The sequence below is a fragment of the Streptomyces sp. NPDC088915 genome (assembly GCF_044749825.1).
In the GTDB taxonomy this organism is placed as follows: Bacteria; Actinomycetota; Actinomycetes; order Streptomycetales; family Streptomycetaceae; genus Streptomyces.
Map to the genome: position 1 here is coordinate 1 of NZ_JBIVIR010000022.1, position 26677 is coordinate 26677.

A 26677-nucleotide genomic window follows, 5' to 3' on the forward strand; every position below is an offset into this window, starting at 1 on the left:
AACCACTGCTGCGGACCGTGATGCGCGGAGGGCTCCGCACGGACCCGCCCGACACCCCGGCAGCCGCCCGCGAACACTTCGAGCAGGACCTCGCCACCCTGCCGGAGGACGCCCCGCCCGGCGCCTCCCCGGCCGACGCCCTCAGCCCGACTGACCGCTCTGACCAGCACCGCCCGGCACCGGATCGAGACGCGGACGAGTACCGGATGGACGACACTGGAATGACCACGCTGCCCGCCCCCGTACAGGGGGCCTGGCAAGGAAGCGACGATCATGGACAGTCAGCGCACCTCATACCCGCCGGTGACGGTGACGGCCGAGCTCGACTCCCCTCTGTCCCGCTGGCTGTGGCTGGTCAAGTGGATCCTGGTGATCCCCCACTGGATCGTGCTGTTCTTCCTCTGGATCGCCTTCCTCCTCGTCACCGTGGTCGCGTTCTTCGCCATTCTGTTCACCGAGCGCTTCCCCCGCGCGCTGTTCGACTTCAACCTCGGCGTGCTGCGCTGGTCCTGGCGGGTGTCCTACTACTCCTACGGCGCTCTCGCCACCGACCGCTACCCGCCCTTCAGCCTGGGCCCGGAGCCCGACTACCCGGCACGCCTCGACATCGCCTACCCGGAGCGCCTGTCGCGCTCGCTGGTCCTGGTCAAGTGGTGGCTCCTCGCCATCCCCCACTACCTGGTGATCGCCTTCTTCACCGGCGGCGCGCACGTCGACTGGTGGAGCGGCGGCCTGATCACCCTGCTCGCGGTCATCGCCGGCTTCGCCCTCGCGTTCACCTCGCGCTATCCGCGCGACCTGTTCGACCTGGTCGTCGGGCTCAACCGCTGGGTCCTGCGCGTCGCCGCCTACGCGAGCCTGATGACCGACGCCTACCCGCCCTTCCGCCTCGACCAGGGCGGCGTGGAAAAGGAACCCGATCACCCGCGGTGACGGCGTCGCCGGGCGCGCCGCAGTTCGTCCGTGCCCCAGACGAGGACGGGGAAGACGGCGACGAGCAGGACGACGTCCGGGGGAAGGGCCGCCGTGCCGAAGAGGTGCTGGAGCGGGGGCGCGTAGACGAGGGCGGCGGTGAACGCGAGCTCGAACGCGATGCCCGCGAGGAGCAGCGGGTTGGAGAGGAGCCCGATGTCGCGCAGTGCGGCGTGGTCGGTGCGGGCGGCGAAGGCGGTGCCGATCTGGCAGGTGACGATGCCGGCGAAGGTGGCGGTGGTGGCCGTCACGTACGCGTGGTGCAGCGGGTCCCCGGGCCCCGTGGGGTCGCCCGGCTGCCAGCCCGCGCGCCAGAGGACGTAGAAGTAGCCGGCCATGACGAGGACCGCCGACGTCAGGCCCAGGTAGCCCCAGCTGCGGACGAGCATGTCGCGGGAGATGACGCCTTGGCGGCGCGGCCTGGGCGGGCGTTGCATGATGCCGGGTTCGGAGCGCTCCCGGCCCAGGGCCAGGGCGGGCAGCGTCTCGGTGCCGAGGTCGATGGCAAGGATCTGCAGGACGGTGAGCGGCAGCGGGACGGTGCCGGCGGAGAGCGCGAAGACGAGGAAGGGGACGATCTCCGGGGTGGCGTGGGCGAAGATGTAGACGATGAACTTGCGGACGTTGTCGTAGACGCGGCGTCCGGACTCGATCGCGGCCACGATGGTGGTGAAGTCGTCGTCCGTGAGCACCATGGCGGCGGCCTCGCGGGCCACGTCGGTGCCGGAGCGCCCCATCGCCACCCCGATGTGGGCGCGGTGCAGTGCGGGGGCGTCGTTGACCCCGTCGCCGGTCATGGCGACGATCCGTCCGTGGGCGCGCAGGGCGTCGGCCACCTTGAGCTTGGTCTCGGGCGAGGAGCGGGCGAAGACGACTTCGGCGTCGGTGTCGGCCAGAAGCCAGTCCAGTTCGTCGTCGTCGAGGGATTCGGAGGCCGCGACCACCTTCAGCTCCGGTGTTCCGATGCCGACCTCGCGGGCGACGGCCGCCGCCGTGGCCCCGTTGTCGCCCGTCACGACGTGCACCCTCACCCCGGCCTCGTGGCAGCGGCGGACGGCCGCAGCCACCTCGGGACGCGGCGGGTCGTAGAGGGCGACGAGACCGAGCAGGGTCAGCCCCGACTCGGCGTCCTGGCGGTGCGGGGGCGGCTCCGCGCCGGGCGGCAGGTCCCGTACGGCGACGGCGAGGACGCGCATGCCCCGCCCGGCGAGTTCCTGCGCGGCCGACCGGACGGCGTCCGTGCCGGGGCCCGGGAGGAGTCGGTCGAAGACCGCTTCCGGAGCTCCTTTGACCACGATCCGCCCGGCGCCCGTCGTCCCGTCGGTCTGGACGACGGACATCAGCCGCAGCCGGGGGTCGAAGCGGAACAGGGCGCGCCGTCCGGCGTCGCGCCGTCCGGGGTCCACCGGAACCCCGTGTTCGGCGGCGCCGACGACGAGCGCCGTCTCGGTGGGGTCGCCGTGCAGTTCGCCGTCGGTTTCGCGGGAGACGGTCGTGCACAGGGCGGCCGTCCGTACCAGCTCCTCCGTCCAGGGACCCTGGTCCTCGCCGTGCACGGGCGTCCAGAGTGCCTGTAGGTTCATCCGGTTGCGGGTCAGCGTGCCGGTCTTGTCCGTGCAGATGATGCTCGTGGAACCGAGCGTCTCGACCGCGCTCAGCCGTTTGACCAGGGCGCCCCGGCGGGCCAGGGCGCGTACGCCGACCGCGAGGGCCAGGGTGATGGTCGGGAGGAGTCCCTCGGGGACGTTGGCGACGAGGAGGCCGATGGCGAACATGAGGGAGTCGGTCACCGGAAGGCCGACCGCGACCCCGACGACGAGGAAGACCGCCCCCATGCCGGTGGCCACGCCGGCGATGAGCCAGGCGACCTTCTTGACCTGCTGCTCCAGCGGACTCGCCTCGCGCCGGGTCCGCTGGCTGAGCGCGGCGATGCGGCCGAGTTCGGTGCGGTCGCCGGTGGCGAACACGATCGCCCTGGCCTGGCCCTCGACGCACGTCGTCCCGCTGAAGACCAGGTTCGGCTCCTCGATGAGCGGGACGCCGAGAAGTCCCTCCGCGGCCATCCGCTCGGCCGGGACGGACTCCCCCGTGAGCATCGACAGGTCGACCTCCACTCCGCCCTCGGTGACGCGCGCGTCGGCCGGGACCTTGTCGCCCTCGTCGAGGACGATCACGTCGCCCGGCACCAGGTCGCGGACCTCCACGGTGAGCGGCCGGCCGTCCCGGACGGCGAGGGCGTGCTCGGGAAGGTAGCGGGCCAGGGTCTCCACCGCGCGCTCGGCCTGGCGTTCCTGGAGCAGGGCGAAGGCCGCGTTGACGGCGATGACCGCGAGGATCGCCCAGCCGAGGACCCCGAGGTCCGCGACGAAGGCGAGGGCGGCGGCGGCCCACAGCAACAGGGCCAGGGGGTGGACGAGTTGCCCGGTCAGCTCCCGTACGAAGGAGGAGTGCGCCTTGCGCCGCACCTCGTTCGGTCCGTGGACGGCGAGGCGGCGGGCGGCCTCGCGGGTGGAGAGGCCGTCCGGGCCGGTGGCCAGTTCGCGGCGAAGCCGGGGCAGCGGCTCGCTGGGGTCGAAGGACAGGGAGGGCTCGGGAGCGTCGGCCCGTCCCGGGGCGGCGGGGCTCCTGAGGCGGTCAGTCACGGTCCGTCCCCGCCCCGGTGCCCCGGTGTTCCCTGCCCGACCACACGGGTTCCACCCGTTCCCACTCCCGTTCCCAGGCGGCGTACCGGCGTCCTTCGGCCGTGCGCCGTACGAGGACGAGCGTGCCGGCGCCCGCCAGCCCGACGACGCCCGCGGCCGTGACGCCGCCGGAGAAGGCGGCCAGCGCGCGGTCCGCGGTGTCGCCGGGCTGTCGGACGGGGAGCCCCGCGTCGTCCACCCAGACGGTCACGTCCTGTCCCCGGGGCGTCCGGGGCGGGACGTGGACGGTCCCGGAGTGACGGACGTGGGCGGGCTGTTCCCAGGTCGCCGGCGCGAGGGAGTAGGGCTTCGTGTCGTACCGGGTGGTGGCGGGCGGGTCCTCGGCGGGCCCGGTCGTGGTCGCCGTCACCCGGTGCCGGTGGGCGGCGAGGTCCCGATCGGCGGCGGCGCCGACCTCCCACAGCTTTCCCGTGGCCACGGCGCCGCAGATCAGGGCGATCATCAGGACGAGGAGCAGGAAAGCCCGCTGGTGGGGTCCGCCCTCCGGTGGAGCGGCCCTGCTCTCCGACGGTTCGCGGTAGGTCATGCCGCACCTCGTGGGGGGTCTTCCGGCGTGCTCGTCGCCGTTCAGTCCGCGGCGCCGAGTTCCGTTCCGATGTGGTGGGCCCAGGCCCGGACGCGTTCCGGGTTGCGGAAGTCGCCGCCCTTACCCTGGCGGACCAGGGACCGGCTGATGAAACCGGGCGTCTCGGCGGTCATGGCGCCGCCGAAGGTGACGTGCTCGCGTGCGCCGAGCTTCTTCATGCGGCGGGCGACCCCGGGGACGGGCGGGATGTCGCGCCGCTCCGCGGAGTTGTCGACGGGGCCGCTGCTGAAGAGCCAGAGCGGCCTGTGGCGGAGCTGCTCGGCGTTGCGCCTGGCACACCGCCGCGCCTTGGCGTTCCAGTGCCCGGCGTAGAGCGCCCCACCGAGGACGACGCCGTCGTAGCCGCTGACGTCGGAGACGGCGTCGGCCGACAGGACGACCGCGTCGATGCCGTCGGCGCGGAGGGTCCTGCCGATCTCGTCGGCGATCCCCTCAGTCGCGCCGTGCTTGCTGCCGTGGGCGACCAGGACTCGCTTGCTGGTCATGACGTTCCTCCTTCGGGCACGCCGTCGGCCCGCCGCACCGGGACGGTCCGTGCGGTTTTCGGCTCCTCGTCGGGCATCGGGACCCTGACGGTGAGGATGCCGTCCGCGTACGAGGCTTCGACGCCGTCGGCCGGGACCGGCGACGGGAGGCGGACGGTGCGGCGGAACGATCCGTAGCGGAACTCCGAGTGCTCCTTGTCGTCCTCGCTCTCGCCGTGCTCCGCGGTCACCGTGACGAGGTTGTCGTCGACGGTGACGCCGATGTCGTCGGGGTCCATCCCGGGCAGTTCTGCGCGGAGCACGTACGCCCCGTCGTCGCGGGTCACCTCCACCGGGATGGAGTGGGCCGCCGTGGCGGGGCGCCATCCGGGCAGTCCCGGGAATCCCCTGCCGAACCAGTCGTCGAAGTCGGGGAAGAGGCTGTGCCTGCGTTCCACCCTGCCTCCGGTCATCGTGTCCTCCCGGTCCTCGGTTCCGGTGGGCCCGCTGTGCCCCGTGGGCGGTGACGGGTCCGGGTCTCCCGCGCTCCACTCTTCCGCTCCGTCTCCGGAACGGTGCAGTGCCGACGGGACCGCCCGCATGGGCCGACCGGTCCGCATCCGGGAGGGGCCGACCGGCCCATGCTGAGCAGCGCCCTCTCGACTTCGTCGGATCGGCGGAGAGCCTTGGTGAGCTGGGTGAGGTCGTTGCTGCCGATGAAGAAGCCGTCGAAGCGTTCCGCGAACTCCTCGGCGAGGACGATGTCGGCCGGTATCTCGGCCATGACGTACACGCACAGGCCGTTCTCGCCCCGTACGAGTCCCTCCTCGGCCATCACCGCGAGCACCCGGTCGGCCTCGTCGAGGGTGCGGCAGAAGGGGAACATGACGACGACGTCGGTCAGGCCCCTCGTGTCGCGGACCCTGCGCAGGGCCCTGCATTCGAGGGCGAACCCCTCGCGGTAGCCCTCGCTGTAGTAGCGGCTGGCGCCGCGCCAGCCGATCATGGGGTTGGCCTCGTCCGGTTCGAAGGGTCGGCCGCCGAGGAGCTTGGCGTACTCGTTCGTCTTGGAGTCGCTGGTGCGCACGACGACGGGGCGGGCCGGCGGGAGGCGGCGATGCGGGCGATGCCGTGGGACAGCCGGTCGACGAAGTACTCGCCCCTGTCGGGGTGGCCCTCGGTGATTCGTTCGATGGCGTGCCGGTCGTCGGCGTCGAGCCGCTCCGGGTGGAGCAGGGCCATGGGATGGGCCTTCGTCGACGGTGCGGGTGAGTCCGGCCTCCGCGTACACGGTCTTCAGCCGCTTGCTCCCGGTCCTCACGTCGATCACGGGGTCGAGCGCCGGATCCTTGGCGCTCGGCTTGAAGACGGTGTACTCGTCGGGGTCGACCCGGCCGCTGACGACCGTCTCCCCCAGGCCCCAGGCGGCGCTCACCACGGTGACGTCGGGGAATCCGCTCTCCGGGTCCAGCGTGAAGACGACCCCGGCGCCGGCGAGGTCGGAGCGGACCATGATCTGGACGCCGACGGAGAGGGCGACGGCCAGGTGGTCGAAGCCCATCCGCTCGCGGTAGTCGATCGCCCGGTCGGTGAACAGGGAGGCGTAGCAGCGCGCACACGCCTCCAGGAGCGCGTCGGGACCGCGGACGTTCAGGTACGTCTCCTGCTGTCCGGCGAAGCTCGCCTCGGGCAGGTCTTCCGCCGTCGCGCTGCTGCGCACGGCCACCTCCGGCGCGTCACGGCCGGTGTGCGCGGCCAGCTCCTCGTACGCGGCGAGCGCGGCGTCCCGCAGCGGGGCGGGCAGCGGTCGCGCGAGGAAGAGCGAGCGGACGGCCGCGCCGACCTCGTCGAGCCGGGCTCCCTCGTGGAGGCGGTCGATCTGCCGCCTCACCAGGTCGCGCAGGCCGTCGGTGTCGAGGAGTTCCCCGTACGCCTCCGCCGTGGTGGCGAACCCGGGCGGGACGCGGACGCCCGCGTCGGCGAGCCGGTTGGTCGGCTCGCCCAGCGAGGCGTTCTTGCCTCCCACCCGGCCGACGTCCCGTCGGCCCAGTTCCATGAACGGTACGACGTGTCGCACGGATTCCATGGCGTCGTCCTTCCTGGCTGTCGAGGTCCCCCGTCGGCGGTCGGTCAGTACGGCAACGGCCGGCCGGACGGCGTGCGCAGGTCCGGAGGCGCCGGTTCGTGGGGCCGGTGGGGCCGGGGACGGATTCGTATGCGCTGCATCGTCCTCGCCTCCGGAAGAACGGGGACGGCCCGCGGGGACGTCCTTTCCGGAAGGACGGGGTGGCTCTCGCGGAGCGTCCTCTCGTTCCACCGTCCCCCGGTGGATCCGGCGCGCCGAGTGCCGGGCGGGCAATCAGACGGGGGCCGGTCGGCCCGTGCGGAGGGAGGACCGTTCGGCCTGTGCCAGGTCGTCGCCCGTGTCCCCTCGCCCGGTGGGGGGAACCGTGATCACGGGGCATTCGGCGTGGTGGAGCAGACCGTGGACCGTCGAGCCGACCCGCATGCCCGTGTAGCCGCCGCTCCCCCTGCGGCCGACGACCAGGGCGAGGGCCGACCGGGCCGCCAGGGCGAGTCGTTCGACCGGGTGCCCGCTCACGACCTCCTCGGTGACGTCCACGCCGGGGTGGCGTTCGCGCGGGCCCGCCACCGACGCGGCGAGCAGCCGCCGGCATGCGGCGAGGTCCCGCGCTTCGGTCTCGTGCGTGGGAGCGGGGTGGGGCCGGACCCAGATCGTCCGCAGCCGGGCTCCGCGCAGGCTCGCCTCCTCGGCCGCGAAGGCGACGGCCGCCCGGCTGGACGCGCTGCCGTCCACGCCGACGACGAGGGTCGGGGGGTGGACCAGGGTGTGCTCGGGAGCGCGGACCACGACGACGGGGCAGTCGGCGCACGCCGTGAGCGGCAGCACCACCGACCCCTCGCTGAAGATCTCGGCGGCCCTTCCCAGGTGGCGCGAGCCCACGACGGCGAGCGCGGCCCGCGCCGCCCGCTCGCGCAGGACCGCGGCCGGCGGCCCGTCCACCAGCTCCGTCGCGGACGAGAGGCCCGGGTGCAGTTCCCGTACGAGGTCCTCGGCGTTGGCGAGCGCCGACTCCGCGCGGGTGCGCAGGGCGCCGCCGTGGTGGAACGCGTCGTACGCGAGCCGTTCGTGGACCGGCGGCACGGCGGTGACCATGTGCAGCCGCAGCCCTCTGCGCGCGGCTTCGTCGGCGGCCCAGAGCAGGGCCGGGACCGACAGCTCCTGGGGGTCGACGCCGACCAGTACGGTGTTCACGGCTCGTCGCGGGTCGTGAAGGCGGGCGGGACGATCTCCACGGGGCAGTGGGCGTGGTGGATCAGGGCGTGCGCGACGCGTCCCAGGGTCGGCCCGAGGACCGGGGAGCGGCTCCGTCCCATGAAGAGCAGGTCGGTGCGGTCGCTCGCCGCGACCAGGATGCCGGGGGTGCTCGTGCCCGTCTCCACGTGGTGGCCGACGACGAGGTCCGGGTAGACCTCTCGGACGCGGTCGGCGAGGTCCTTCACCTCGTGCACGCGCTGCCTGGCGATCACGTCGAGGTCGTCGAGCATGGTCGTGACGGTGCCGACGTGGGCGAACACGTTCCAGACGCTCACGAGCCGCAGGGCGGCCTTGCGGGCGTCGGCCTCGGCGGCGGCGAGCAGAAGCCAGTCCAGGTCGGCGGCTCCGTGCACGGCCGCGGTCACGGAGCCCGTCCCGGGACGCTCGGTGTCCCCTCGTACGACGACCACGGGCACGTCGGCGCGGGCCGCCACGCCCAGGCCGACGGAGCCGAGCATGAGGGTGGCGAAGCCGCCGAGGCCCCTGTTGCCCACCACGACGGTTCCGTGTCGTCCGGCCGTCGCCCGGAGGGCGGCCACCGGCTCCTGGCGGCTGAGTTCCCTGGTGACGTCGAGGTCCGGAAAGCGGTCGTGGACGGCCCGGGCGCTTTCGACGAGCAGTTCCCGGCCCGCTTCCCGCACCGCCTGGATCGTCTCGGCGTTGGTGTAAAGGGCGCGCCGGTCGGTGTCGGCGGCGTGGACGAGGCGCAGGGGGCGGCCCCGGCGGTCGGCCTCGGCGGCCGCCCAGAGCACGGCCGTACGGGCCGAGGGGGATCCGTCGACCCCGACGACGAGGTTGCCGAGTTCCGGCCGGGCGGGGATCTCGCTGCTCATGGTTCCTCCTCGGCGGTGTGCCCCCGGGGGTGGTGTCCTCCACGCTCGCACCGTGGCGTGCCCGTCCGGGATGGGCCGTTCGGCCCCGATCGAGACCTGCCCGGCCCCTCTCGGGCGGGAAGGACGGTGTCCAGGCTGGAGTCCTGGAAGCCGTTTGCGGCAGGAGGAGGTGCGTCATGACAGCACAGGTGACCGTCGGCCTGGACGGGTCCGAGCAGAGTCTCGCCGCCGCGCGCTGGGCGGCGGATGAGGCCGTGCTGCGGGAGGTGCCGCTCCGGCTGGTGCACGTCGAGGAGTGGCCGGCCGCACCGGAGATACCGGCGTCGCACCTCCGTGCCGCCACCGAGCGGGCCGAGGAGCTGCTGCGGGAGGCGGCGGAGCACGCGCGGAAGGACCACCCGGGTCTGGAGGTGCACGGCGAACAGGTGCAGGGCCGGGCGGCCGAGAAGTTGACAGCCGCCGCGAACGAGGCGGACCTCATGGTCCTGGGCTCCCGGGGCCTCGGTGGATTCACCGGCTTCCTCGTCGGTTCGGTGTCCCTCGCCGTGGTCGGCGCGGCGTCGAGGCCGGTCGTGCTCGTGCGGGCGGAACGGGCCGAGGGCGAGCGGGGACCGTCCGGCGGGATCGTGGTGGGCGTCGACGTCCACCACCCGTGCGAGCCGCTGCTCGCCTTCTCGTTCGCGGAGGCCGCCCGCAGGAGGCTGCCGCTCCGGTTCCTGCACAGTTGGACGCTGCCTCCCGCGTACGGCTACGCGGCGATGGTGGACCCGAGTGCGGGCGTGGAGCTGGGCGACCGGCTCGCGGCCGGACTCGACGGCCTGCTGGAGCCGTGGCGGAGGCGGTACGCGGACGTGGAGGTCTCGTCCGGGGCGGTCGTGGGCTCCCCCGCGTACCAGATGGCGGAGGCGGCGAGGGAGGCGGACCTCGTGGTCGTGGGCCGTCGCGGCCGGAAGGTCCCGCTCGGCTCCCACGTCGGTCACGTCGCCCACGCGGTCATCCACCACAGCCCGGCACCGGTCGCCGTCGTCCCCCTGTCGTGACGCGGGTGCGGAGCCGCCGTCCCCGGTGTGGGGACGGCGGCTCCGCGACGGCTCAGTCCGTGGTGCCGGGTGCGCCCGGCACCACGACGCGCCGTCCGGTCACCCGGCGCGGCGACAGCGTCACGACGGTCTCCCGCCCTCCCCCGGCCCAGGGCCCGAAGCGCGCGGCCTCCGCCTGCCGTGCGGCCTCGTCGCCGTCCGGCGCCGTACGCGCCGTACCGACGACGAGGACGCTCCAGCCCTGGCTGAAGGCCTCGTCCAGCCGGTCCTGCTCGAAGGCGATCTCCGTACCGCTCGCCGAGGCGTGCGCGAGGGCCGAGTCGGCCGCGGTCATGAACACGATCTCCCGGTCCACGACCCGGTAGTTCACCGGGAAGACCGCCGGCCCGTCCCGTCCTTCGACCGCGACGCGGCCGACGCCGTGGCCGTCGAGCAGCGCCCAGCACTCCGCCTCGTCGATCTCCTCCGTCCGCGGGTCGCGTCCGGCGGCTCCGCCCTGAGGGAGGTCGGCCGTGTACCCGACGAGGTCCTGAACGGTCGTCCGGAGGGCGTTCGCCAGCCGGACCAGGAACTCGGCCCCGGGGGCCGGCACCCTCTCCTCCACGTAGGCGATGTAGCCGGGCGTGGAGCCGGCCCGTTCGGCGACCTCCTCCCGGGACAGGCCGAGTCGGGCGCGCCTGGCCGCGACGCGGCGGCCGAGGTCGCTCGTGGCGTACGGGTTTCCGGTCCCTGGCATCACAGGTCTCCTCCTTCGGGCTTCGGGGCTCGTGAGGGCACGACGGCGACCGGGCACGAGGCGTGGTGGAGGGCGCGGTGGGCGACCCTGCCGAGTTCGAGGCCCACGAGCGCCTCACGGCGTCGCGCCCCGACGACCAGCAGGTCGGCGGCGGCGGAGCGCTGCGTGAGCACGTTGTGGGCGGGGCCTTCGACCACGCTCCTCCGGAGCCGCACCCCAGGGTGTTCCTCCATCACCGGTTCGAGTGCCTTCTCGATCAGTTCGGCCGCCTGCCGCTCGCCGTACCCTCCCTGGTCGCCGGTCAGGAGCGGATGGCCGACCGGTTCGTGGGCCGGTCGCCGCCAGGTGTGCACGACGTCGAGTTCCGCGTCCCGTACGGCCGCCTCGCGGAAGGCGAACCGGACGGCCGGGGAGTCCACGTCGTGCTCGCCCAGGCCGAGCAGCACGCGACCGTGACGTGCCTCCAGTGCCTGTCGGTCTCCCCGGACCACGACCACCGGGCCGGGGGACCGGGCGGCCACGACGAGGCCGACGGACCCGAGGAGGAGGTCGGCGAAAGCTCCACGCCCCCGGCAGCCGACGACGACCGCCGCGGCCGTCGCCCCCTCCCGGAGGAGCACGGTCGCCGCGTCCTCGGCGAGGACGTCCGTCGTGACCTCCACCTCCGGTGCGCGCCGCCGGGCGCGCTCGGCCGCGGCGGCGACGACGTCCTCCGCGAGGAGCTCCTCCGGGAGCCGCTTCGTGGTCCAGGCCACCGCGACCCCCTCGTACCACTCCCACAGCGAGGCGTGGACGACGCGCAGGGGAAGGCCGTGGCGTACGGCCTCGTCGACGGCCCAGTCCAGGGCGGTGAGACTGGGGTCCGATCCGTCGACTCCTACCACCAGGGGCGATTCCATGGTGCCCACCGCCTTTCCGGGTCGCGGGGTGGCCTGCTGCCACGCTCGCACCGGGCGGAGGGGACCGGATAGGGCCGGTCGGTCCCCGGGGCGCGGCCCGCTCGGGCCCCGTCGGAAGGAACCGCGCTCCGGGCGCGGGGAACCGGGGCGGCAGGAAAGGGACGTCCGCTTCTCACGGGTCCTCCCGCCCGCGTGCCCGGTCCCGGGAACACGGCCGGCGGATCGCCGGGGCGGCCCCACGGGGGCCAACGGTCCCGGAAGGGGACCGTTCGGCACTCCTCCCGCGCGGACTCCGCGGCCATCGTGGAGGCACCGGGACCACCACGTCCCCGGAGAGGAGGAGTGCCATGCGGCACCGCACCGTCTCCGAGGTGATGACGCAGGACGTCGTCACCGCCCCTCCCGCCGCCCCCTTCAAGGAGATCGTCCGCCTCCTCGTCGCACACGAGGTGTCGGCGGTGCCGGTCGTCGACGGGGAACGGCGGCTCCTCGGCGTGGTCTCGGAAGCCGACCTGCTGCGGGGAACCGCGGAGCTTCCCGCCCTGGAGGGCCGCTGGGCGGGCGTACGGCTGCTTTCACGGGAGTACGGGCTGCCCGAGGCCGAGACGGCGGCCGGGCTGATGACGTCACCGGCTCCGACGGCGCACCCCGACTGGAACCTCTCCGAGACGGCCCGGACCATGCACCGCGAAGGGGTGGGGCGGCTTCCCGTGACCGAGGGGGCCGCACGGCTCGTCGGCATCGTCAGCCACAGGGACCTGCTGCGGCCCTTCCTCCGCGACGACGCCGAGATCCGTGAGGAGATCGAGCGCGACGTCCTGTCCGGCACCTTGCGGCTCGCCCGCGGCACGGTCCGCGTGTCCGTGACGAACGGCGTCGTGACCCTGACCGGCCGGGTCGACGAGCGCGCCGACGTCTCCGTGATCGTACGGCTCTGCCGCTGGGTCGACGGGGTCGTCGCCCTGCACGAGTCCCTCGACCACGCCCACGGCGGTCTCGCACGTGACGGTCTCGCGCTCGACGTGGAACCCCCGCGACCGGAGAGGAGCGGATGATGCGTCACCGCGGAATCGGAGAACCGACGACACCGACGGGCGGGGCAAGGAGGCGAGAGGTCATGACGCGGAGCATCGTGGTCGGCCTGGACGGCACGGAGCAGGCGGAGGCCGCCGCCGAGTGGGCCGCGCGTGAAGCGGAGCTGCGCGGTGCCGGAGTGCTCTTGGTGCACGCGAGCGAACCGTCCCCGGAGGCCCTCCTGCCGTTCGTGTCACGGGAACCCGTCACGTCGTGGGCCGAGGATCTGCTCGCCCGTACCGCGGCCCGCCTGCGCGAACGTCACGCGGACCTGCCGGTCGCCACCCGTCTGCTTCACCCGGACCCGGTCACGGGCCTGGTGACCGCGGCGGAGGAGGCCGAACTGCTGGTCCTCGGGTCGCGCGCCCTGGGCGAAGTGGCGGGCTACCTCGTCGGATCGGTCGGCACGACGGTCGCGGGCCGGGTGGAACGCCCGGTCGTCCTGGTACGGGCACGGGCCGGGGCCGACCCGGACGGTCCCGTCGTGGCCGGCGTGGACCTGCGCGAACCGGCCGATCCGATCCTGGAGTTCGCCTTCTCCGAGGCGTCCCTGCGCCGGACCGGCCTCCACGTCCTCTACTCCCAGCAGCTCCCGCTCCTCGGCAACCTCGGCCCGGCCGTCGTCCCGGACGTCCGCGTCGCCGTGGCCCCGGAGATACGGCACTCACTCGACGAGACCCTGTCCTCCTGGCGCGCGAAGTACCCGGACGTCCCCGCCACGGGTGACGTGGTGCTCGGCTCGGCGGGCCGGGAACTCGTCCGGGCCGCCGAGGGCGCGCCCCTCCTGGTGGTCGGCCGCCGCATCCGCCGCTCCACCCTGGGCGCCTCCCTCGGCAACGTGGCGCACGCGGTCCTGCACCACAGCCGCGCCCCGGTCGCCCTCGTGCCGCACCACTGACTCCCGGCTCCGTCCGAAAGGTCGTACGGAAGCATGAACACCGACCGGGCACTCCTCGTCGCCACCGGAGTCCGCAAGACCTACCGGACGGGCTCGGTGGAGGTCACCGCCCTGCTCGACCTGGACCTCGTCGTGCGCCACGGCGAGATGGTGGGGGTCATGGGGCCTTCCGGCTCCGGGAAGACCACGCTCCTGAACTGTCTGTCCGGCCTCGACGACATCGACGCCGGGAAGGTGGAGGTCGAGGGCGAGGACCTGTTCGCGATGTCGGACGCGGCGCGCACGGAGCACCGCGCCCGCACCATGGGATTCGTCTTCCAGGCGTTCAACCTCATCCCGGTCTTCTCCGCGGTGGAGAACGTCGAGCTGCCCCTCCTGCTCGTGGGCACGCGCCCGCGCGAGGCGCGCCGCAGGGCGCTGGACATGCTCGGCAGGGTGGGGCTCGGCCACCGGGTCGAGCACCGGCCGAGCGAGATGTCGGGGGGCGAGCAGCAGCGGGTCACCATCGCCCGTGCCCTGGCGGGGCGTCCGGCCGTCGTCTGGGCGGACGAACCGACGGGCAACCTCGACAGCGCCATGGCCGGCCAGGTCATGGACCTGCTGTGCGAACTCAACCGGGACGAGGGGCAGACGATCGTCCTGGTCACCCACGACAGCGCCATCGGCGCCCGTGTCCCCCGGCTGCTCCGGATGCGCGACGGCCGGCTGGTCGACGACGTCCGGCAGGTCGTCGCCGCGTCGGCCGCGGTCCCCGACGTCCCCCTGGGCTGATCATGTACCCGAACCTCCTCGTCCCGCTGCTGGTCGCTCTCGGGCTCGCCCTCGCGGCCCTGGCACTGCTCGTCGTGCGGCAGCCGGTGTCACGGCGGCTCGCCTTCCGGCAGGTCGCCCGCCGGCGCACCGAGGCCGCTCTGGTGATCGGCGGGTCGATGCTGGGGACGGCCATCGTCATCGGCGCCCTGGTCGTCGGCGACACGCTGAACTTCTCCGTACGGCAGGAGGCGTACCGGACCCTGGGGCCGGTGGACGAGCGGATCGTCGCACCGCCCGGACCGACCGGGCGCGCCGTCGCCGAACGGCTGGCCGGTCTCGCGGACGATCCCGACGTCGACGGCGTCCTGAACGCCCGCGCCGCCCAGGCGTCGGCCGTCAGCTCGGCGGGCGGGCGCACGGCCGCCGAACCGCGCGTCCTGGCCTGGCAGGTGGACTTCGACGAGGCGTCGCGCTTCGGCGCCGCCGGCGGTGGCTCCGGGCTCGGCGGACCGGCCCCGGGGCCCGGCCGGGTCGTGGTCAACGAACCGCTGGCCCGTTCCCTGGACGTGGGGGCCGGGGATCCGGTCACGCTGTACCTGTTCGGGGCGCCGCGGAGCTACCGGGTCGAGCGCGTGGTCCCGGAAGAAGGGCTCGCCGGCGTGGGCCTGGGCGGCAGGCTGAACCGCGACGTGTTCCTGGCGCCCGGGGCCCTGGACTCCGCCGCCCGGGCCGCCGGCACGGAGCCGCGCCCGGTCACCTTCGTGTCGAACCGGGGCGGCGTCGAGGGCGGCGAGGCCCTGACCGACCCGGTGACCGCCGACATCCGGCAGGCCCTGGGCCCGCTCGCCGGGCGGACGACGGTCGAGACCCCGAAGCACACGGTCCTGGAGGAGGCCCGGCAGGCCGGGGACTCGCTCGGGGCCCTGTTCCTCATGATCGGCAGCTTCAGCATCATCGCGGGCGCCCTGCTCCTGGTGAACATCTTCGTGATGCTGGGCGAGGAGCGGAAGTCCCAGATGGGCATGGTGCGGGCGGTGGGGATGAAGCGCTCGCGGCTGGTCGGCTCCTTCACCCTCGAAGGAGCGACCTACGCCCTGCTGTCGGCGCTGCCGGGCGCGGCCGTCGGGGTCGCCGTCGGCTGGGGCGTCTCCGTGGTGGCCGCGCAGATCTTCCAGGGGTGGTCGGTCGGCGGGAGCGGCATCCGCATCGCGTTCGCCGTCACCCCCACCAGCGTCCTCAACGGCGTGGCCATGGGGCTCCTCATCGCCTTCGCCGCCGTCCTCGCGACCAGCGTGCGCATCAGCAGGTTCAATATCATCGCCGCAATCCGCGACCTCCCCGCCACCCCCGGAGCGAAGCAGCGCCGCCGTCTCCTCGTGGTCTGCACCGTCCTGTCCGTGCTGTGCGCGCTCGCTGCCGTCCCTGCCGTGGCCGGCAGCCGGCCCGACACGACGTACCTCCTGCCGGCGCTCGCGCTCGCCTTCGCCGCTCCGGCACTCCTGCGCGTCCTGCCCCGGCACACCGTCACCACCCTGGTCGCGGGGGCCGTCCTCGCCTGGACGCTCCTGGCCCCCGTCGTACGCCCCCGCATCTTCGACACCCCCTCCATGTCCGTGTACGTCGTCCAGGGCGCCCTGGCCGCCTTCTCCGCGGTGGTGCTCGTCAGCGACAACCAGAAGACGCTGCTCCGTCCCGTACGGCGGTTCCTGAGCCGTCCGACGGAGGGCGGCCTGGCGGCGCGGCTCGCCGTCGCGTACCCGCTGGCCAAGCGGTTCAGGACCGGCGCGACGCTGGTGATGTACACGCTGATCGTCTTCGTGCTCGTCCTCCTGACCGAGATCTCGGGCGTGCTGCGCGCCGGGGTCGACGGGGTCGTCGCCGACGCCACCTCCGGGTACTCCCTGCGTCTGGACTACAACCCCCAGGTCGCGGGCGACCGGCTCCTCTCCGGCCTCCGCGACGGCCCGTCGGCCTCCGGCATCGCCGCCGTCACCCCGCTGCTCAACGCCACGGGACGGTCCACCGACCCGGGGCACCGCGGCGCCGCGCCCCTGGAGACCGCCGTCGTCGGCGTGCCCGACGGGGCGGTCACCGGCATCACGTTCCGCGAGCGGCTGCCCGGCCTGCCGGACGACGCCGCGGTGTGGCGGGCCCTCGCCTCCGACCCCCGGTACGTCGCGCTCGACGCCTTCTTCGGCAGCACGGGCGGCCCGGCCGGCGACTACTACGACCCCGGCGACACCCTCACCCTGACCGACCCCCGCACGGGCCGCTCCGAACAGAAGGTCATCGCGGGCGTGCTGAGCAACGGGATGGTCTTCCGGCCCGGCACCGGCGCCAGTTCCACGACGTACCCCCTGGTGCTGGGCGAGCGGGCGACGCGCGAACTCTTCGGCGCGCAGGCGCAGAACGCCTCCGCGCTGGTGCGGACCGAACCCGGCACCTCCCCCGACGCCCTCGCGACCCGGCTGCAGGGCGAGCAGCTCTCGTCCAGCCTGGTCGCCACCCCCGTCGAGTCGGACATCCGCCGCCAGTTCGACTCCAGCACCGCGTTCTTCCGGCTCATGCAGGGCTTCCTCGCCCTGGGCCTCGGCGTGGGCATCGCCGGCCTCGGCGTCGTCATGGTCCGGGCCGTACGCGAACGCCGCCGCACCATAGGCATCCTGAGGGCCCTCGGCTTCCGGGCACGGACCGTCCAGCGCTCCTTCCTGGGAGAGAGCAGCTTCGTCGCCCTGGAGGGAATCGTGCTCGGCTCGCTCCTGGGCGTGCTCACGACCTGGCTGATGTACGCCAACAGCGCCGCGTTCGAAGGACTCGAAGGAGGCTTCCCGATCGAGTGGAGCAGCATCTGCGTCCTGGCGGCGGCCACCTTCGCCGCGTCGCTCCTGGCCACGATCGGCCCGGCCCGGCGCGCGGCGGCCATCCGCCCGGCGCTCGCGGTGCGGGTGACCGAATGAACTCCCCACGCGTGGCCGTCACGGCGCGGGCATCGCGCTCGCGTGGTCGTCACCGCGGGCGGGAGTGGCCGCAACCCGTACTGTCGCGCCGACCGGCCGGTCGGGTGCTGGTCCGGCCGTCACCGGGTCACGGCGTGCGGGCGGCCACCGCGCGCCGTACCCCGTACACGGCGGCCCCGAGGGCCAGGACCGCGGCGCCCCCGATCACCGAGGACGCCGGGAGCGCGAAGGCCAGGACGAGGCAGCCGGCCAGTCCGACGACGGGGACGATCCACGCCGGCCGGCCTTCGTCCGGGGCGAGGGTCCAGGCGGAGGCGTTGGCGACGGCGTAGTACACGAGGACGCCGAAGGAGGAGAACCCGATCGCCCCGCGCACGTCGGCCGTCGCCGCGGCCACCGCCACCACGGCCCCGACGGCGAGTTCGGCGCGGTGCGGCACCTGGAACCTCGGGTGCACCGCGGCCAGGGCGTGCGGCAGGTGCCGGTCGCGGGCCATGGCCAGCGTGGTGCGGGAGACGCCCAGGATCAGGGCGAGCAGAGAGCCGAGCGCGGCGACGGCCGCACCCACGCGCACGACGGGGGCGAGCCGGTCGGCCCCCGCGGCCCGCGCGGCGTCCGCCAGCGGCGCGGTCGCCCCGGCCAGCCCGTCCGGACCAAGGAGCATCAGGACCGAGACCGCCACGAGGACGTAGACGACCAGGGCGATGCCCAGCGCGATCGGGATCGCCCGCGGGATCGTACGGGCAGGATCGCGGACCTCCTCGCCGAGGGTGGCGATGCGCGCGTACCCGGCGAAGGCGAAGAACAGCAGCCCCGCGGCCTGGAGCACCCCGCCGAAGGTCGCGTCGGAGCCGACGTCCAGCCGGGCCGCGTCCGCCGCGCCGGAGGTGAGGGAGGCGACCACCACGGCGGCGAGGACCGCCAGGACGAGGGCCACGATCGCACGGGTCAGCAGGGCCGACCTCTGCACACCGGCGTAGTTCACCGCCGTCAGCGCCACCACGGCGGCGACCGCGACCGCGTGCGCCTGGCCGGGCCACGCGTACGAGCCGACTGTGAGCGCCATCGCCGCGCAGGAGGCCGTCTTGCCGACGACGAACGCCCAGCCGGCCAGGTGGCCCCAGAACTCTCCGAGCCGTTCGCGGCCGTAGACGTAGGTGCCGCCGGAGGCCGGGTAGCGGGCGGCGAGCCGGGCGGAGGAGGTCGCGTTGCAGTACGCGACGACGGCGGCGAGCGCGAGACCGATCAGCAGCCCGGAGCCGGCCGCGCGGGCGGCCGGGGCCAGGGAGGCGAAGATCCCGGCGCCGATCATCGACCCCAGACCGATCACGACGGCGTCGGGCACGCCGAGCGTCCGCCGCAACGCCTCCGGGGCGCTTCCGGCGGCCGGTGACTCGTCCATGGACGCGTTCCTCAGGGCTTGGAAGGGGTGCGGGCGATGAAGAAGCGCGGCGGCGTGGCCGAAGCCGATGACGACCCCGTGCGCGTTCCGGGCGCTCACCGTGGTCGTCGTCATGACGCGGTCAGCTCTCCTGCGTCTTCGCGTCGATGTCGGCGACGAGGTTCTCGATGAGGCCCTTGATCTCGTCGCGGATGGGGCGGACGGCTTCCACGCCCCGGCCTGCCGGGTCGTCCAGCCGCCAGTCGAGGTAGGTCTTGCCGGGGAAGTACGGGCAGGCGTCGCCGCAGCCCATGGTGATGACGTAGTCGGACGCCTGGACGGCCTCGGGGGTGAGGACCTTGGGCCGCTGGTCGGAGATGTCGATGCCGAGCTCGGCCATGGCGGCCACAGCGGCCGGGTTGACCTGGTCGCCGGGCAGGGAGCCGGCGGAGCGGACCTCTATTCGGTCGCCCGCGAGGTGGCGCAGGAATCCGGCGGCCATCTGGGAGCGCCCGGCGTTGTGGACGCATACGAACAGGACGGACGCGAGCGGGGACTCGGACATCGGTTCTTCTTTCGCAACAGATGGGCATCAGCCCGGACTGGCATCATCCTTCACTGATGTGACAATATCAGTCCATGCTGACGTCAGTCGACACTGAGCTGTTGAAGGTCCTCGCCGACCCGCTGCGGCTCCGGATCGTGTCCCTGCTCGCCCACGAGACCCTGTGCACCACGCACCTGGTCGAGGAGACCGGAGCCAGACAGACCAACCTCTCCAACCACCTCAAGGTGCTGCGGGAGGCCGGCGTGGTGGAGACGGAGCCGTGCGGCCGGTTCACGTACTACCGGCTGAAGCCCGAGGTCCTCGACGCACTCGCCGGCCAGTTCGCCGGACTCGCCGCCACCGCCCGCGCCCACGCCGACTCCAAGAGGTCATGTTGAGCCCCACCGCCCCCGCGACCACTGCCCCGGAGGCATCCGTGGTCGCGAAGCTGTCGACGCTCGACCGCTTCCTCGCCGTCTGGATCCTCCTCGCCATGGCGCTCGGCCTGGGCCTGGGGCGACTGATCCCCGGCCTGAACGACGCGCTCGCGAAGGTCGAGATCGGCGGCATCTCCCTGCCGATCGCCGCCGGCCTGCTGATCATGATGTACCCGGTCCTCGCCAAGGTCCGTTACGACCGGCTGGACACCGTCACCGGCGACAAGAAGCTCATGGTCTCGTCGCTGGTCGTCAACTGGGTCCTGGGACCGGCGGTGATGTTCGCCCTCGCGTGGATCTTCCTTCCGGATCTCCCGGAGTACCGCACGGGTCTGATCATCGTGGGCTTGGCCCGCTGCATCGCCATGGTGATCATCTGGAACGACCTGGCCTGCGGCGACCGTGAGGCGGCGGCCGTCCTCGTCGCCCTGAACTCGGTCTTCCAGGTCCTCGCCTTCGGCCTGCTCGGCTGGTTCTACCTCGACGTCCTCCCCGACCGGCTCGGCCTGGGCGAGGGCGAGGTCCTCGACATCTCCATGGGGAAGATCGCGCTCAACGTCCTCATCTTCCTCGGCGTCCCCCTGCTGGCCGGCTTCCTGACCCGCCGCATCGGCGAGGAGAAGATGGGCCGCGAGTCGTACGAGCGGCGGTTCCTGCCGAAGATCGGCCCCTGGGCCCTGTACGGCCTGCTGTTCACGATCGTCATCCTCTTCGCCCTCCAGGGAAAGACCATCACCTCACAACCGCTGGACGTGGCACGGATCGCGCTCCCACTGCTCGTCTACTTCGCGGTGATGTGGTTCGGCACCTTCGCGCTGGGCAAGGCGATCGGCCTGGACTACGACCGCACCGCAACCCTCGCGTTCACGGCGGCCGGCAACAACTTCGAACTCGCCATCGCCGTCGCCATCGCCACCTTCGGCGTCACGTCCGGCCAGGCACTCTCCGGCGTCGTCGGCCCCCTCATCGAGGTCCCCGTCCTCGTCGCCCTGGTCTACGTGTCGCTCGCCTGGCGCAAGAAGTTCGCCCCCGGCCGGTCGTAGACGCGAAGCCCCCGCACCTGAACGGTGCTCCACCCCCGCAGGTCGGGGCACCCCCCGCTACGACGATGTACGGGCCTGGGACACCAGCAGCGTCCATGTCCACGGCGACCTTCATCTGTCCGAAGGGAAGCTGCGGGTCTACCGCGACGGGTGGAACCGTCCCGCCGGTCACGAGGTGCGCATCGCTACCGGACGAGCATGCCTGGACCTGGGCAAAGCAGGTATGTCACTGCACGGTGCCGCTGCGGCGTTCAACCAGGATCACGTCCCGCCAGACGCCGTGGTGACGGCCGATGCGCTCCCGGATGCCGATGATCCGGAAGCCGGCCCGCTCGTGGACGGCGAGGCTGGCCGTGTTCTCGGGGAAGATCCCGGACTGGACGGTCCAGATCCCGGCCGCCTCGGTGGACTCGACGAGCGCCTTCAGCAGGGCGGAGGCGACGCCCCGACCCCGGGCGTCGGGGTGGACGTAGACGGAGTGCTCCACCACGCCCGCGTACGCGCACCGGTCGGAGACCCTGGTGACGGCGACCCAGCCGAGGACGCGGCCGGTCTCGTCGACGGCGGCGAAGCGGTGCTCGGGCAACTTGGCCGCGTCGAACCGCTCCCAGGACGGCGCGGTGGTCTCGAAGGTGGCGTTGCCCTCGTCGATGCCGGCCCGGTGGATCGCGACGACCTCGTCGGCGTGGTCGGCGGTCAGAGGGACCACGAGGATGGAGGCGGTCATGCGCCGGAAGCCTTGGTGAGCAGCCGCCCCATGGCGGCGAGGACCGCCGGTTCGACGCGGTAGTACACCCAGGTGCCGCGCCGCTCGGAGGACAGCAGTCCGGCCTCCTTCAGCTTCTTCAGGTGGTGGGAGACGGTCGGCTGCGAGACGCCGACGTCGGAGATGTCGCACACGCACGCCTCTCCGCCCTCGTGCGAGGCGACCGCGGAGAACAATCGCAGCCGGACCGGATCACCCAGCGCCTTGAACATCTTCGCCGCCGGCTCGGCCTCCTCGGCGGTCAGCGGCCGCTCGTTCAGGGGCGGGCAGCACGGCTCGACAGCGGGCTGAAGCAGCGGCAGCACCTTCACGTTCGACATGCGCCTATGTTGACACACGTCAAAGCAGGCACCCAGGGGCTGTCGACCGCTCGGCTCCCGAGCGGTCCTCCGCGCCGCGCGTCACGGCCGGCGCCCCGCAAGGAGGCCGACGACAAGCTGCGCCGCCATTCCAACCCCACGCGCGCCGGGCGGGGACGGGCCGGCGAGGCACCATCCCGGCGCAGCGGCCGGCCCGCCCGGTCGAGGACGTCGAGCGGAACGGGGCAACCGAGGTCGGGCAGGTGACCGGTGGCCAGGATGATCACGTCCACTTCCCCTCCGGCCCCGTCGCCCCGGATGACAGCCGGGCCGTCGACACGCGTGGACATCGGACGCCGTTCCGGTCGGCCCGCGGCGAGGGCGGCGCGGTAACCACCGTCGCCGATGACCGCCATCGCGGCCGGACGGGACGGGAACCGGCCCAGTGGAGCCGCATCCAGGCCCGTGACGGCCAACCAGAAGTGCGGATCCCGCCCGAACGGCTGCTGCGGGAACCAGCGCACCGGTGCACGGCCGGCCAGGCTCACCCGCGCCGGCGAGGAGAGGGTGAGGCCGTCGTGGTACCGGGGCCAGGACCCGGCCGGCCGCTCCGACGCCTCGGGAACCACCGACCGGAGCCCCTCACGCAGAAGACCGTGCGCCACCGCGAGACCGGACCGCCCGTCCCCCGACGGCAGCGGCATCGACGCGTTCCATGAAGCATCACCTTAGTTCGATGAATGTCTATGTTGACGCCTGTCGATACAAGTGCCATGCTGAGAACGCAAAAGATCGACAGACGTCGAAACAAAAGGGGATTCGTCATGAACGCCACCGCCACGGAGCAGCCGCCCGTCGTGGTCGTCGGAGCCGGTCCCGCCGGTCTGGCCGCAGCCGCCCACCTCGTCGACCGCGGCATCGAACCCCTGGTTCTGGAGGCCGGGGCCCGGGCCGGCGCGGCGGTGCGCGAGTGGGCGCACGTGCGGCTCTTCTCCACCTGGGGCGAGCTCACCGACCCCGCCGCCGAGAAGCTCCTGGTCCCCACCGGCTGGACGAAGCCCGACACGAAGACGTATCCGTCCGGCGGCGACTGGGTCGAGCAGTACCTCCAGCCGCTCGCCGACGTCCTCGGCGACAAGGTGCGCCTCGGCGCCCGGGTCACCGGCGTCTCCCGCGCGGGCCGCGACCGGACCGTCGACGCCGACCGCGAGGCGCAGCCCTTCACCGTCCACGTGATCCACGCCGACGGACACGAGGAGAAGCTCCTCGCCCGTGCCGTCATCGACGCCTCCGGCACCTGGACGATCCCGAGCCCGGCCGGTGGGGACGGCCTGCCCGCCGTCGGCGAGCGCGCGGCGGCCGACCGCGTCTCCTACCGCGTTCCCGACCTGAACGACTCCGCCACCCGTGCCCGCTACGCCGGGAAGCGAATCGCCGTCATCGGCTCCGGCGCCTCCGCCTTCACCGCCCTCACCACCCTCGCCGACCTCGCGAAGTCCGAGGGCGGGGCCGGCACGCACGCCACGTGGATCCTGCGACGCGGGCTCTCCGGCTCCACCTTCGGCGGCGGCACCGCCGACCGGCTCCCCGCGCGCGGCGCTCTCGGCCTGGCCGCCAGGGCCGCCGTCGACGAGGGGCACGCCGACGCCGTCACCGGCTTCCGTACGGAGGCGATCGAGCGCGACGGCGACCGGCTGGTCCTGGTGGCGGAGGACGGTCGCCGCCTCGACCCGGTCGACGAGGTCGTCGTCCTGACCGGCTTCCGCCCCGACCTGTCCTTCCTCGGCGAACTCCGCCTCGGCCTGGACGAGCGCCTCCAGGCTCCCCTCGCCCTCGCCCCGCTCATCGACCCGAACCAGCACTCCTGCGGCACGGTCTACCCGCACGGCGCGGGCGAGCTCTCCCACCCGGAAGAGGGCATCTACCTGGTAGGCATGAAGTCCTACGGCCGCGCGCCCACGTTCCTGGCCCTCACCGGCTACGAGCAGGTCCGCTCCGTCGTCGCCGACATCGCCGGCGACCGCGAGGCGGCCGAGCGCGTCGAACTCGTCCTGCCCGAGACCGGGGTCTGCGGCGGCGCCGGCCTCTTCGACCGGGCGACCACCGATCGGGCGACCACCGATCGGGCGAGCGACGGGGGCGGCTGCTGCGCTCCGGCTCCGCAGCCGATCCAGCTCGACACCACCTCGGCGCCTTCCTGCTGCTCGTGACCCACCTCGGCCTCCACGCGGACGGGGCCGCGACCGGGACGGGGTCCGGTCGCGGCCCCGCGCCGTGCTGCCCGCACTGTGCGCTCCGCAGATCACCGGCTGGGGAGTCCTCTCTCGCGCCTTCCCCCTCCTCAACCCCTGGATCACCACGGCCACCGGCTGGTCCGCGTCGACGACCACGGCCGCTTTCTCGCTCGCGCTGGTCTTCTCCGGCCTCGTCGGCATCCGCGCCGACCGGATCGTCGACCACCGCGGCCCCCGCACGACCATGACCGCGGGCTCCGCAACGGGCGTTCTGAGCCTGGTCGTCGCGCTCGCGCCGAACCCGGCGGTGTTCTTCACCGGCTGGACCTGGCCGGGCTCGCCATGTCCGCCAACCTTCCACCAGCCCGCGTTCGCCGCCCTCACCCGCCGGTGGGCGCCCGCACAGGGCTCCTGTGGTGTGACTTCCCGTCGATGCACGACGACACATGTCGGCACTGCGCGCATCAATCCTTCCTGACGACCCGCGCGGAGGCCGGCATCGACCCCCCGAATCCCGACACCGGCCTTCCCCGGCAAGAGTTTTGCCTTCCGCGCTCCCCCACACGGGCCGTCGGCGCTTGAAAGGAGGCGAAGACGTGCCTTATCGCGAGGTCAACGTCCCCATGCGAAGCGTCACCGGAGACAGCGGAGTTCACGTCTCCACCGGAACGGCCACGGATTCCGGTGCCGCCATCCGCATCGCACAGCAGTCGTACCAGGCCGCGCAGAAAGCGCAGCGGGTGGGCCAGGGGATACCCGGCAAACGCCCCGACGGGTGGGGCGCCCGCGGCTACCGCCCGGACCGGGGCAGCCAGGGCGGCGTCCATCGCCCCCTGGCACGGTGACCCGATCGCGAAGATCAGCGAGGGCGACGCCGGTGGCGCGAAGCGTCGCATCAGCACTCGCAGCGGCCGCGACCGGCATGCGCAGGGCAGCATCGGGAGCGAGCCCGAGTTCGACACCCGGGGTTCGCGACGCCCATTCGCGCTTCCCCTCACTGCCCGACAGACTCCTGAAGCCGAGCACAAGACAGGATGCGGAGCAAGGGTCCCAGCACGATGGCCGTCAGTGGGATCACAGCCCATCCGAGTATGGGTTTCCGCAGGTCAGCGCACTCGTCCGCGCGGCTTCAGCGGAGTGGTGGGCAGGGCCGGGGCGGGCAGGCGGGCGCCGTCGTAGCCGTGCACCTCGCCGAATCGCAGGCCCTTCTCCCAGTCGTTCCGCGCCTGCACGATCTCGTCACCGGACCGGGCGACGAAGTTCCACCACATGACGATCTCCTCCCCGAACGGCGGCCCGCCGAGGAGGACCGTGCGGGCCGGGACGGTCGACTCGTTCGTCAGGGTGAGGGCGTCCGGGCCGGGGGCCGTGTAGCCCAGTTCGGCCGGGTGCAGGAGGGTGCCGGCCAGGCGGACCTCTCCTTCGTCGACGAGCAGGCCGTGTTCGAAGGCGGGGTCCGTGGGGAGGGTGACGGTCGCGCCCGGGTCGAGGAGGATCTCGGCGCCGAGCAGCGGGGTGAAGGTCCGTACCGGGGAGGTCTCGCCGGCCAGGGAGCCGAGGAAGATCCTGACGTCCGCCCCGTCGAGGCGGACGGTCCCGGGGGCGTAGTGCTGGAAGTCGCGGGCGGTGTCCCGGTGCTCTCCGGGGAGGGCGACCCACAGCTGTACGCCGTGCAGGACCGTCGTACGGGCGGTGGAGACCTCGGAATGGCTGATGCCGTGACCACCCGTCATGAGGTTGAGCTCGCCGGGGCGTACGAGCGCGTGGCTGCCCAGGCTGTCGCGGTGCTCGATCTCGCCGCTGAACAGCCAGCTCACGGTCTGGAGGCCGATGTGCGGGTGCGGCGCCACGTCCATGCCGCCGGACTCCGCGACGTCGTCGGGGCCGTAGTGGTCGGCGAAGCACCAGGCGCCGATGAGGGTACGGGCCCGCTGCGGGAGCGTGCGCCGTACGGTCATCGCCCGTGGGCCGCCCAGGGGGACGTCCCGCGCGGACAGCACCTCGACCTCGGTCCCGACGGCCCCGGCCCCAATGGACCCGGCCCCGACGGCCCCGGCTCCGATGGCGCCGGACCCGACCGCCCCGGACCCCGTCCCCGTCTTGTCGCTCATTCTCGTCCCCCTCCGGAAACGTGTAGTTTCATTTTAAACAATAATGGACGATGATAGCTTCCGCAGCCGCGGAAGGCCCCGAGGACGGAGTACGCGGTGAGCGATACGGCGGGAACCCCCACAGCCGGGCGGGTCTACCTCGACAAGCAGAGCCCCCAGGCCTACCACGCCCTGGTCCGGACGGCCGAGGCGGTCCGCGCGACGGCCGCCGACGCGGGGCTCGACCGGATCCTGGTGGAGCTCGTCAACCTCCGGGTGTCCCAGATCAACGGCTGCGCCTCCTGCCTCGACGTGCACACCCGGGCCGCCCTGCGCGCCGGCGAGACGACCCGCCGCCTCGGCGTGCTCGCCGCTTGGCGCGACACCGAGCTCTTCACCGCGCACGAGCGCGCGGCGCTCGCCCTCGCCGAGGCCACCACCCGTCCCGCCGACGCCCTCGCGCAGGAGCGCGCCTACGACGACGCCCGCCGGACCCTCACCGACGACGAGATCTCCGCCGTGATCTGGGTGGCGATCACCATCAACGCGTTCAACCGGGTGTCGATCCTGAGCAAGCACCCCGTACGGGACGCCTCCCCCGGGGCCTGATCCGCAGGACGCGGTAC

26 protein-coding genes are annotated in these 26677 nt (G+C 73.3%); 12 read left to right on the forward strand and 14 right to left on the reverse strand.

Annotated elements, in window-relative coordinates:
- Nucleotides 1–273 precede the first annotated feature (273 nt).
- The gene (locus ACIP5O_RS31955; RefSeq protein ID WP_401299782.1) at nt 274–933 is read left to right on the forward strand and encodes a DUF4389 domain-containing protein; all 660 of its coding nucleotides are present in this window, start codon (nt 274–276) and stop codon (nt 931–933) included.
- Here ACIP5O_RS31955 and ACIP5O_RS31960 read toward each other — a convergent pair.
- From ACIP5O_RS31960 to ACIP5O_RS31990, 7 genes are all read right to left on the reverse strand, one after another.
- Nucleotides 921–3614 (reverse strand): cation-translocating P-type ATPase, encoded by a 2694-nt coding sequence (locus tag ACIP5O_RS31960; RefSeq protein WP_401299784.1) that lies wholly within the window; start codon nt 3612–3614, stop codon nt 921–923. The genes ACIP5O_RS31955 and ACIP5O_RS31960 overlap by 13 nt on opposite strands.
- On the reverse strand, nt 3607–4200 hold the full coding sequence (locus ACIP5O_RS31965; RefSeq protein WP_401299786.1) for a hypothetical protein: 594 nt from the start codon (nt 4198–4200) through the stop codon (nt 3607–3609). Before ACIP5O_RS31965 ends, ACIP5O_RS31960 begins: the two co-directional genes overlap by 8 nt.
- Before the next feature lie 41 nt (nt 4201–4241).
- Entirely contained in the window at nt 4242–4745 is a 504-nt protein-coding gene (locus ACIP5O_RS31970) for a flavodoxin domain-containing protein (RefSeq protein ID WP_401299789.1), read from the reverse strand.
- A complete protein-coding gene (locus ACIP5O_RS31975) occupies nt 4742–5197 on the reverse strand; it encodes an Hsp20/alpha crystallin family protein (RefSeq protein WP_401299790.1) in 456 nt (151 codons plus the stop codon). The genes ACIP5O_RS31970 and ACIP5O_RS31975 overlap by 4 nt, the downstream gene beginning before the upstream one ends.
- Entirely contained in the window at nt 5194–6810 is a 1617-nt protein-coding gene (locus ACIP5O_RS31980) for a PEP/pyruvate-binding domain-containing protein (protein ID WP_401299792.1), read from the reverse strand. The genes ACIP5O_RS31975 and ACIP5O_RS31980 overlap by 4 nt, the downstream gene beginning before the upstream one ends.
- 273 nt (nt 6811–7083) lie before the next feature.
- The gene (locus ACIP5O_RS31985; protein WP_401299793.1) at nt 7084–8001 is read right to left on the reverse strand and encodes a universal stress protein; all 918 of its coding nucleotides are present in this window, start codon (nt 7999–8001) and stop codon (nt 7084–7086) included.
- On the reverse strand, nt 7998–8897 hold the full coding sequence (locus ACIP5O_RS31990; protein WP_401299795.1) for a universal stress protein: 900 nt from the start codon (nt 8895–8897) through the stop codon (nt 7998–8000). Before ACIP5O_RS31990 ends, ACIP5O_RS31985 begins: the two co-directional genes overlap by 4 nt.
- A 176-nt stretch (nt 8898–9073) precedes the next feature.
- On the opposite strand from ACIP5O_RS31990, the gene ACIP5O_RS31995 reads away from it, so the two are divergent.
- Nucleotides 9074–9937 (forward strand): universal stress protein, encoded by an 864-nt coding sequence (locus tag ACIP5O_RS31995; RefSeq protein ID WP_401299798.1) that lies wholly within the window; start codon nt 9074–9076, stop codon nt 9935–9937.
- 52 nt (nt 9938–9989) lie between these two features.
- Here the strand turns inward: ACIP5O_RS31995 and ACIP5O_RS32000 are convergent, their stop codons facing one another.
- Both ACIP5O_RS32000 and ACIP5O_RS32005 read right to left on the reverse strand, forming a co-directional pair.
- On the reverse strand, nt 9990–10673 hold the full coding sequence (locus ACIP5O_RS32000; RefSeq protein ID WP_401299800.1) for a helix-turn-helix domain-containing protein: 684 nt from the start codon (nt 10671–10673) through the stop codon (nt 9990–9992).
- On the reverse strand, nt 10673–11572 hold the full coding sequence (locus tag ACIP5O_RS32005) for a universal stress protein (protein ID WP_401299802.1): 900 nt from the start codon (nt 11570–11572) through the stop codon (nt 10673–10675). The genes ACIP5O_RS32000 and ACIP5O_RS32005 overlap by 1 nt, the downstream gene beginning before the upstream one ends.
- A gap of 347 nt (nt 11573–11919) precedes the next feature.
- Here ACIP5O_RS32005 and ACIP5O_RS32010 point away from each other — a divergent pair, with 347 nt between their 5' ends.
- From ACIP5O_RS32010 to ACIP5O_RS32025, 4 genes are all read left to right on the forward strand, one after another.
- Nucleotides 11920–12627: a CBS domain-containing protein gene (locus ACIP5O_RS32010; RefSeq protein ID WP_401299804.1), complete on the forward strand. Its 708-nt coding sequence runs from the start codon at nt 11920–11922 to the stop codon at nt 12625–12627.
- A 62-nt stretch (nt 12628–12689) separates the two neighbouring features.
- Complete coding sequence (locus ACIP5O_RS32015) at nt 12690–13544, forward strand: universal stress protein (RefSeq protein WP_401299807.1); 855 nt, start codon at nt 12690–12692, stop codon at nt 13542–13544.
- Nucleotides 13545–13577: 33 nt separating this feature from the next.
- The gene (locus tag ACIP5O_RS32020; RefSeq protein ID WP_121829213.1) at nt 13578–14315 is read left to right on the forward strand and encodes an ABC transporter ATP-binding protein; all 738 of its coding nucleotides are present in this window, start codon (nt 13578–13580) and stop codon (nt 14313–14315) included.
- Nucleotides 14316–14317: 2 nt separating this feature from the next.
- A complete protein-coding gene (locus ACIP5O_RS32025) occupies nt 14318–17254 on the forward strand; it encodes an ABC transporter permease (RefSeq protein ID WP_401299811.1) in 2937 nt (978 codons plus the stop codon).
- 127 nt (nt 17255–17381) lie between these two features.
- On the opposite strand, the gene ACIP5O_RS32030 is transcribed toward ACIP5O_RS32025, so the two are convergent.
- The gene (locus tag ACIP5O_RS32030; RefSeq protein ID WP_401300040.1) at nt 17382–18656 is read right to left on the reverse strand and encodes an APC family permease; all 1275 of its coding nucleotides are present in this window, start codon (nt 18654–18656) and stop codon (nt 17382–17384) included.
- A 121-nt stretch (nt 18657–18777) separates the two neighbouring features.
- A complete protein-coding gene (locus ACIP5O_RS32035; protein ID WP_401299814.1) occupies nt 18778–19200 on the reverse strand; it encodes an arsenate reductase ArsC in 423 nt (140 codons plus the stop codon).
- A 74-nt stretch (nt 19201–19274) separates the two neighbouring features.
- On the opposite strand from ACIP5O_RS32035, the gene ACIP5O_RS32040 reads away from it, so the two are divergent.
- Together ACIP5O_RS32040 and arsB are read left to right on the forward strand one after the other, a co-directional pair.
- The gene (locus ACIP5O_RS32040) at nt 19275–19580 is read left to right on the forward strand and encodes an ArsR/SmtB family transcription factor (RefSeq protein WP_401299817.1); all 306 of its coding nucleotides are present in this window, start codon (nt 19275–19277) and stop codon (nt 19578–19580) included.
- Nucleotides 19574–20662: an ACR3 family arsenite efflux transporter gene (gene arsB / locus ACIP5O_RS32045; RefSeq protein WP_401299820.1), complete on the forward strand. Its 1089-nt coding sequence runs from the start codon at nt 19574–19576 to the stop codon at nt 20660–20662. Before ACIP5O_RS32040 ends, arsB begins: the two co-directional genes overlap by 7 nt.
- 226 nt (nt 20663–20888) lie before the next feature.
- On the opposite strand, the gene ACIP5O_RS32050 is transcribed toward arsB, so the two are convergent.
- Both ACIP5O_RS32050 and ACIP5O_RS32055 read right to left on the reverse strand, forming a co-directional pair.
- Nucleotides 20889–21389, reverse strand: coding sequence for a GNAT family N-acetyltransferase (locus tag ACIP5O_RS32050; RefSeq protein ID WP_401299822.1), 501 nt, complete (start codon nt 21387–21389; stop codon nt 20889–20891).
- Nucleotides 21386–21748 carry an ArsR/SmtB family transcription factor gene (locus ACIP5O_RS32055; RefSeq protein WP_401299825.1) on the reverse strand — a complete coding sequence of 121 codons (363 nt, stop codon included), beginning with the start codon at nt 21746–21748 and terminating at the stop codon, nt 21386–21388. Before ACIP5O_RS32055 ends, ACIP5O_RS32050 begins: the two co-directional genes overlap by 4 nt.
- An 803-nt stretch (nt 21749–22551) precedes the next feature.
- Here ACIP5O_RS32055 and ACIP5O_RS32060 point away from each other — a divergent pair.
- The 3 genes from ACIP5O_RS32060 (at nt 22552) to ACIP5O_RS32070 (ending at nt 24806) form a co-directional block, all read left to right on the forward strand.
- Complete coding sequence (locus ACIP5O_RS32060) at nt 22552–23937, forward strand: NAD(P)-binding domain-containing protein (RefSeq protein WP_401299828.1); 1386 nt, start codon at nt 22552–22554, stop codon at nt 23935–23937.
- A 64-nt stretch (nt 23938–24001) separates the two neighbouring features.
- A complete protein-coding gene (locus ACIP5O_RS32065; RefSeq protein ID WP_401299831.1) occupies nt 24002–24439 on the forward strand; it encodes a hypothetical protein in 438 nt (145 codons plus the stop codon).
- Between the two features lie 118 nt (nt 24440–24557).
- On the forward strand, nt 24558–24806 hold the full coding sequence (locus ACIP5O_RS32070; protein WP_401299833.1) for a hypothetical protein: 249 nt from the start codon (nt 24558–24560) through the stop codon (nt 24804–24806).
- Between the two features lie 261 nt (nt 24807–25067).
- On the opposite strand, the gene ACIP5O_RS32075 is transcribed toward ACIP5O_RS32070, so the two are convergent.
- Nucleotides 25068–26072 carry a pirin family protein gene (locus tag ACIP5O_RS32075; protein WP_401299836.1) on the reverse strand — a complete coding sequence of 335 codons (1005 nt, stop codon included), beginning with the start codon at nt 26070–26072 and terminating at the stop codon, nt 25068–25070.
- A gap of 96 nt (nt 26073–26168) precedes the next feature.
- Here ACIP5O_RS32075 and ACIP5O_RS32080 point away from each other — a divergent pair, with 96 nt between their 5' ends.
- Complete coding sequence (locus ACIP5O_RS32080) at nt 26169–26660, forward strand: carboxymuconolactone decarboxylase family protein (protein WP_356545697.1); 492 nt, start codon at nt 26169–26171, stop codon at nt 26658–26660.
- Nucleotides 26661–26677: the final 17 nt, after the last annotated feature.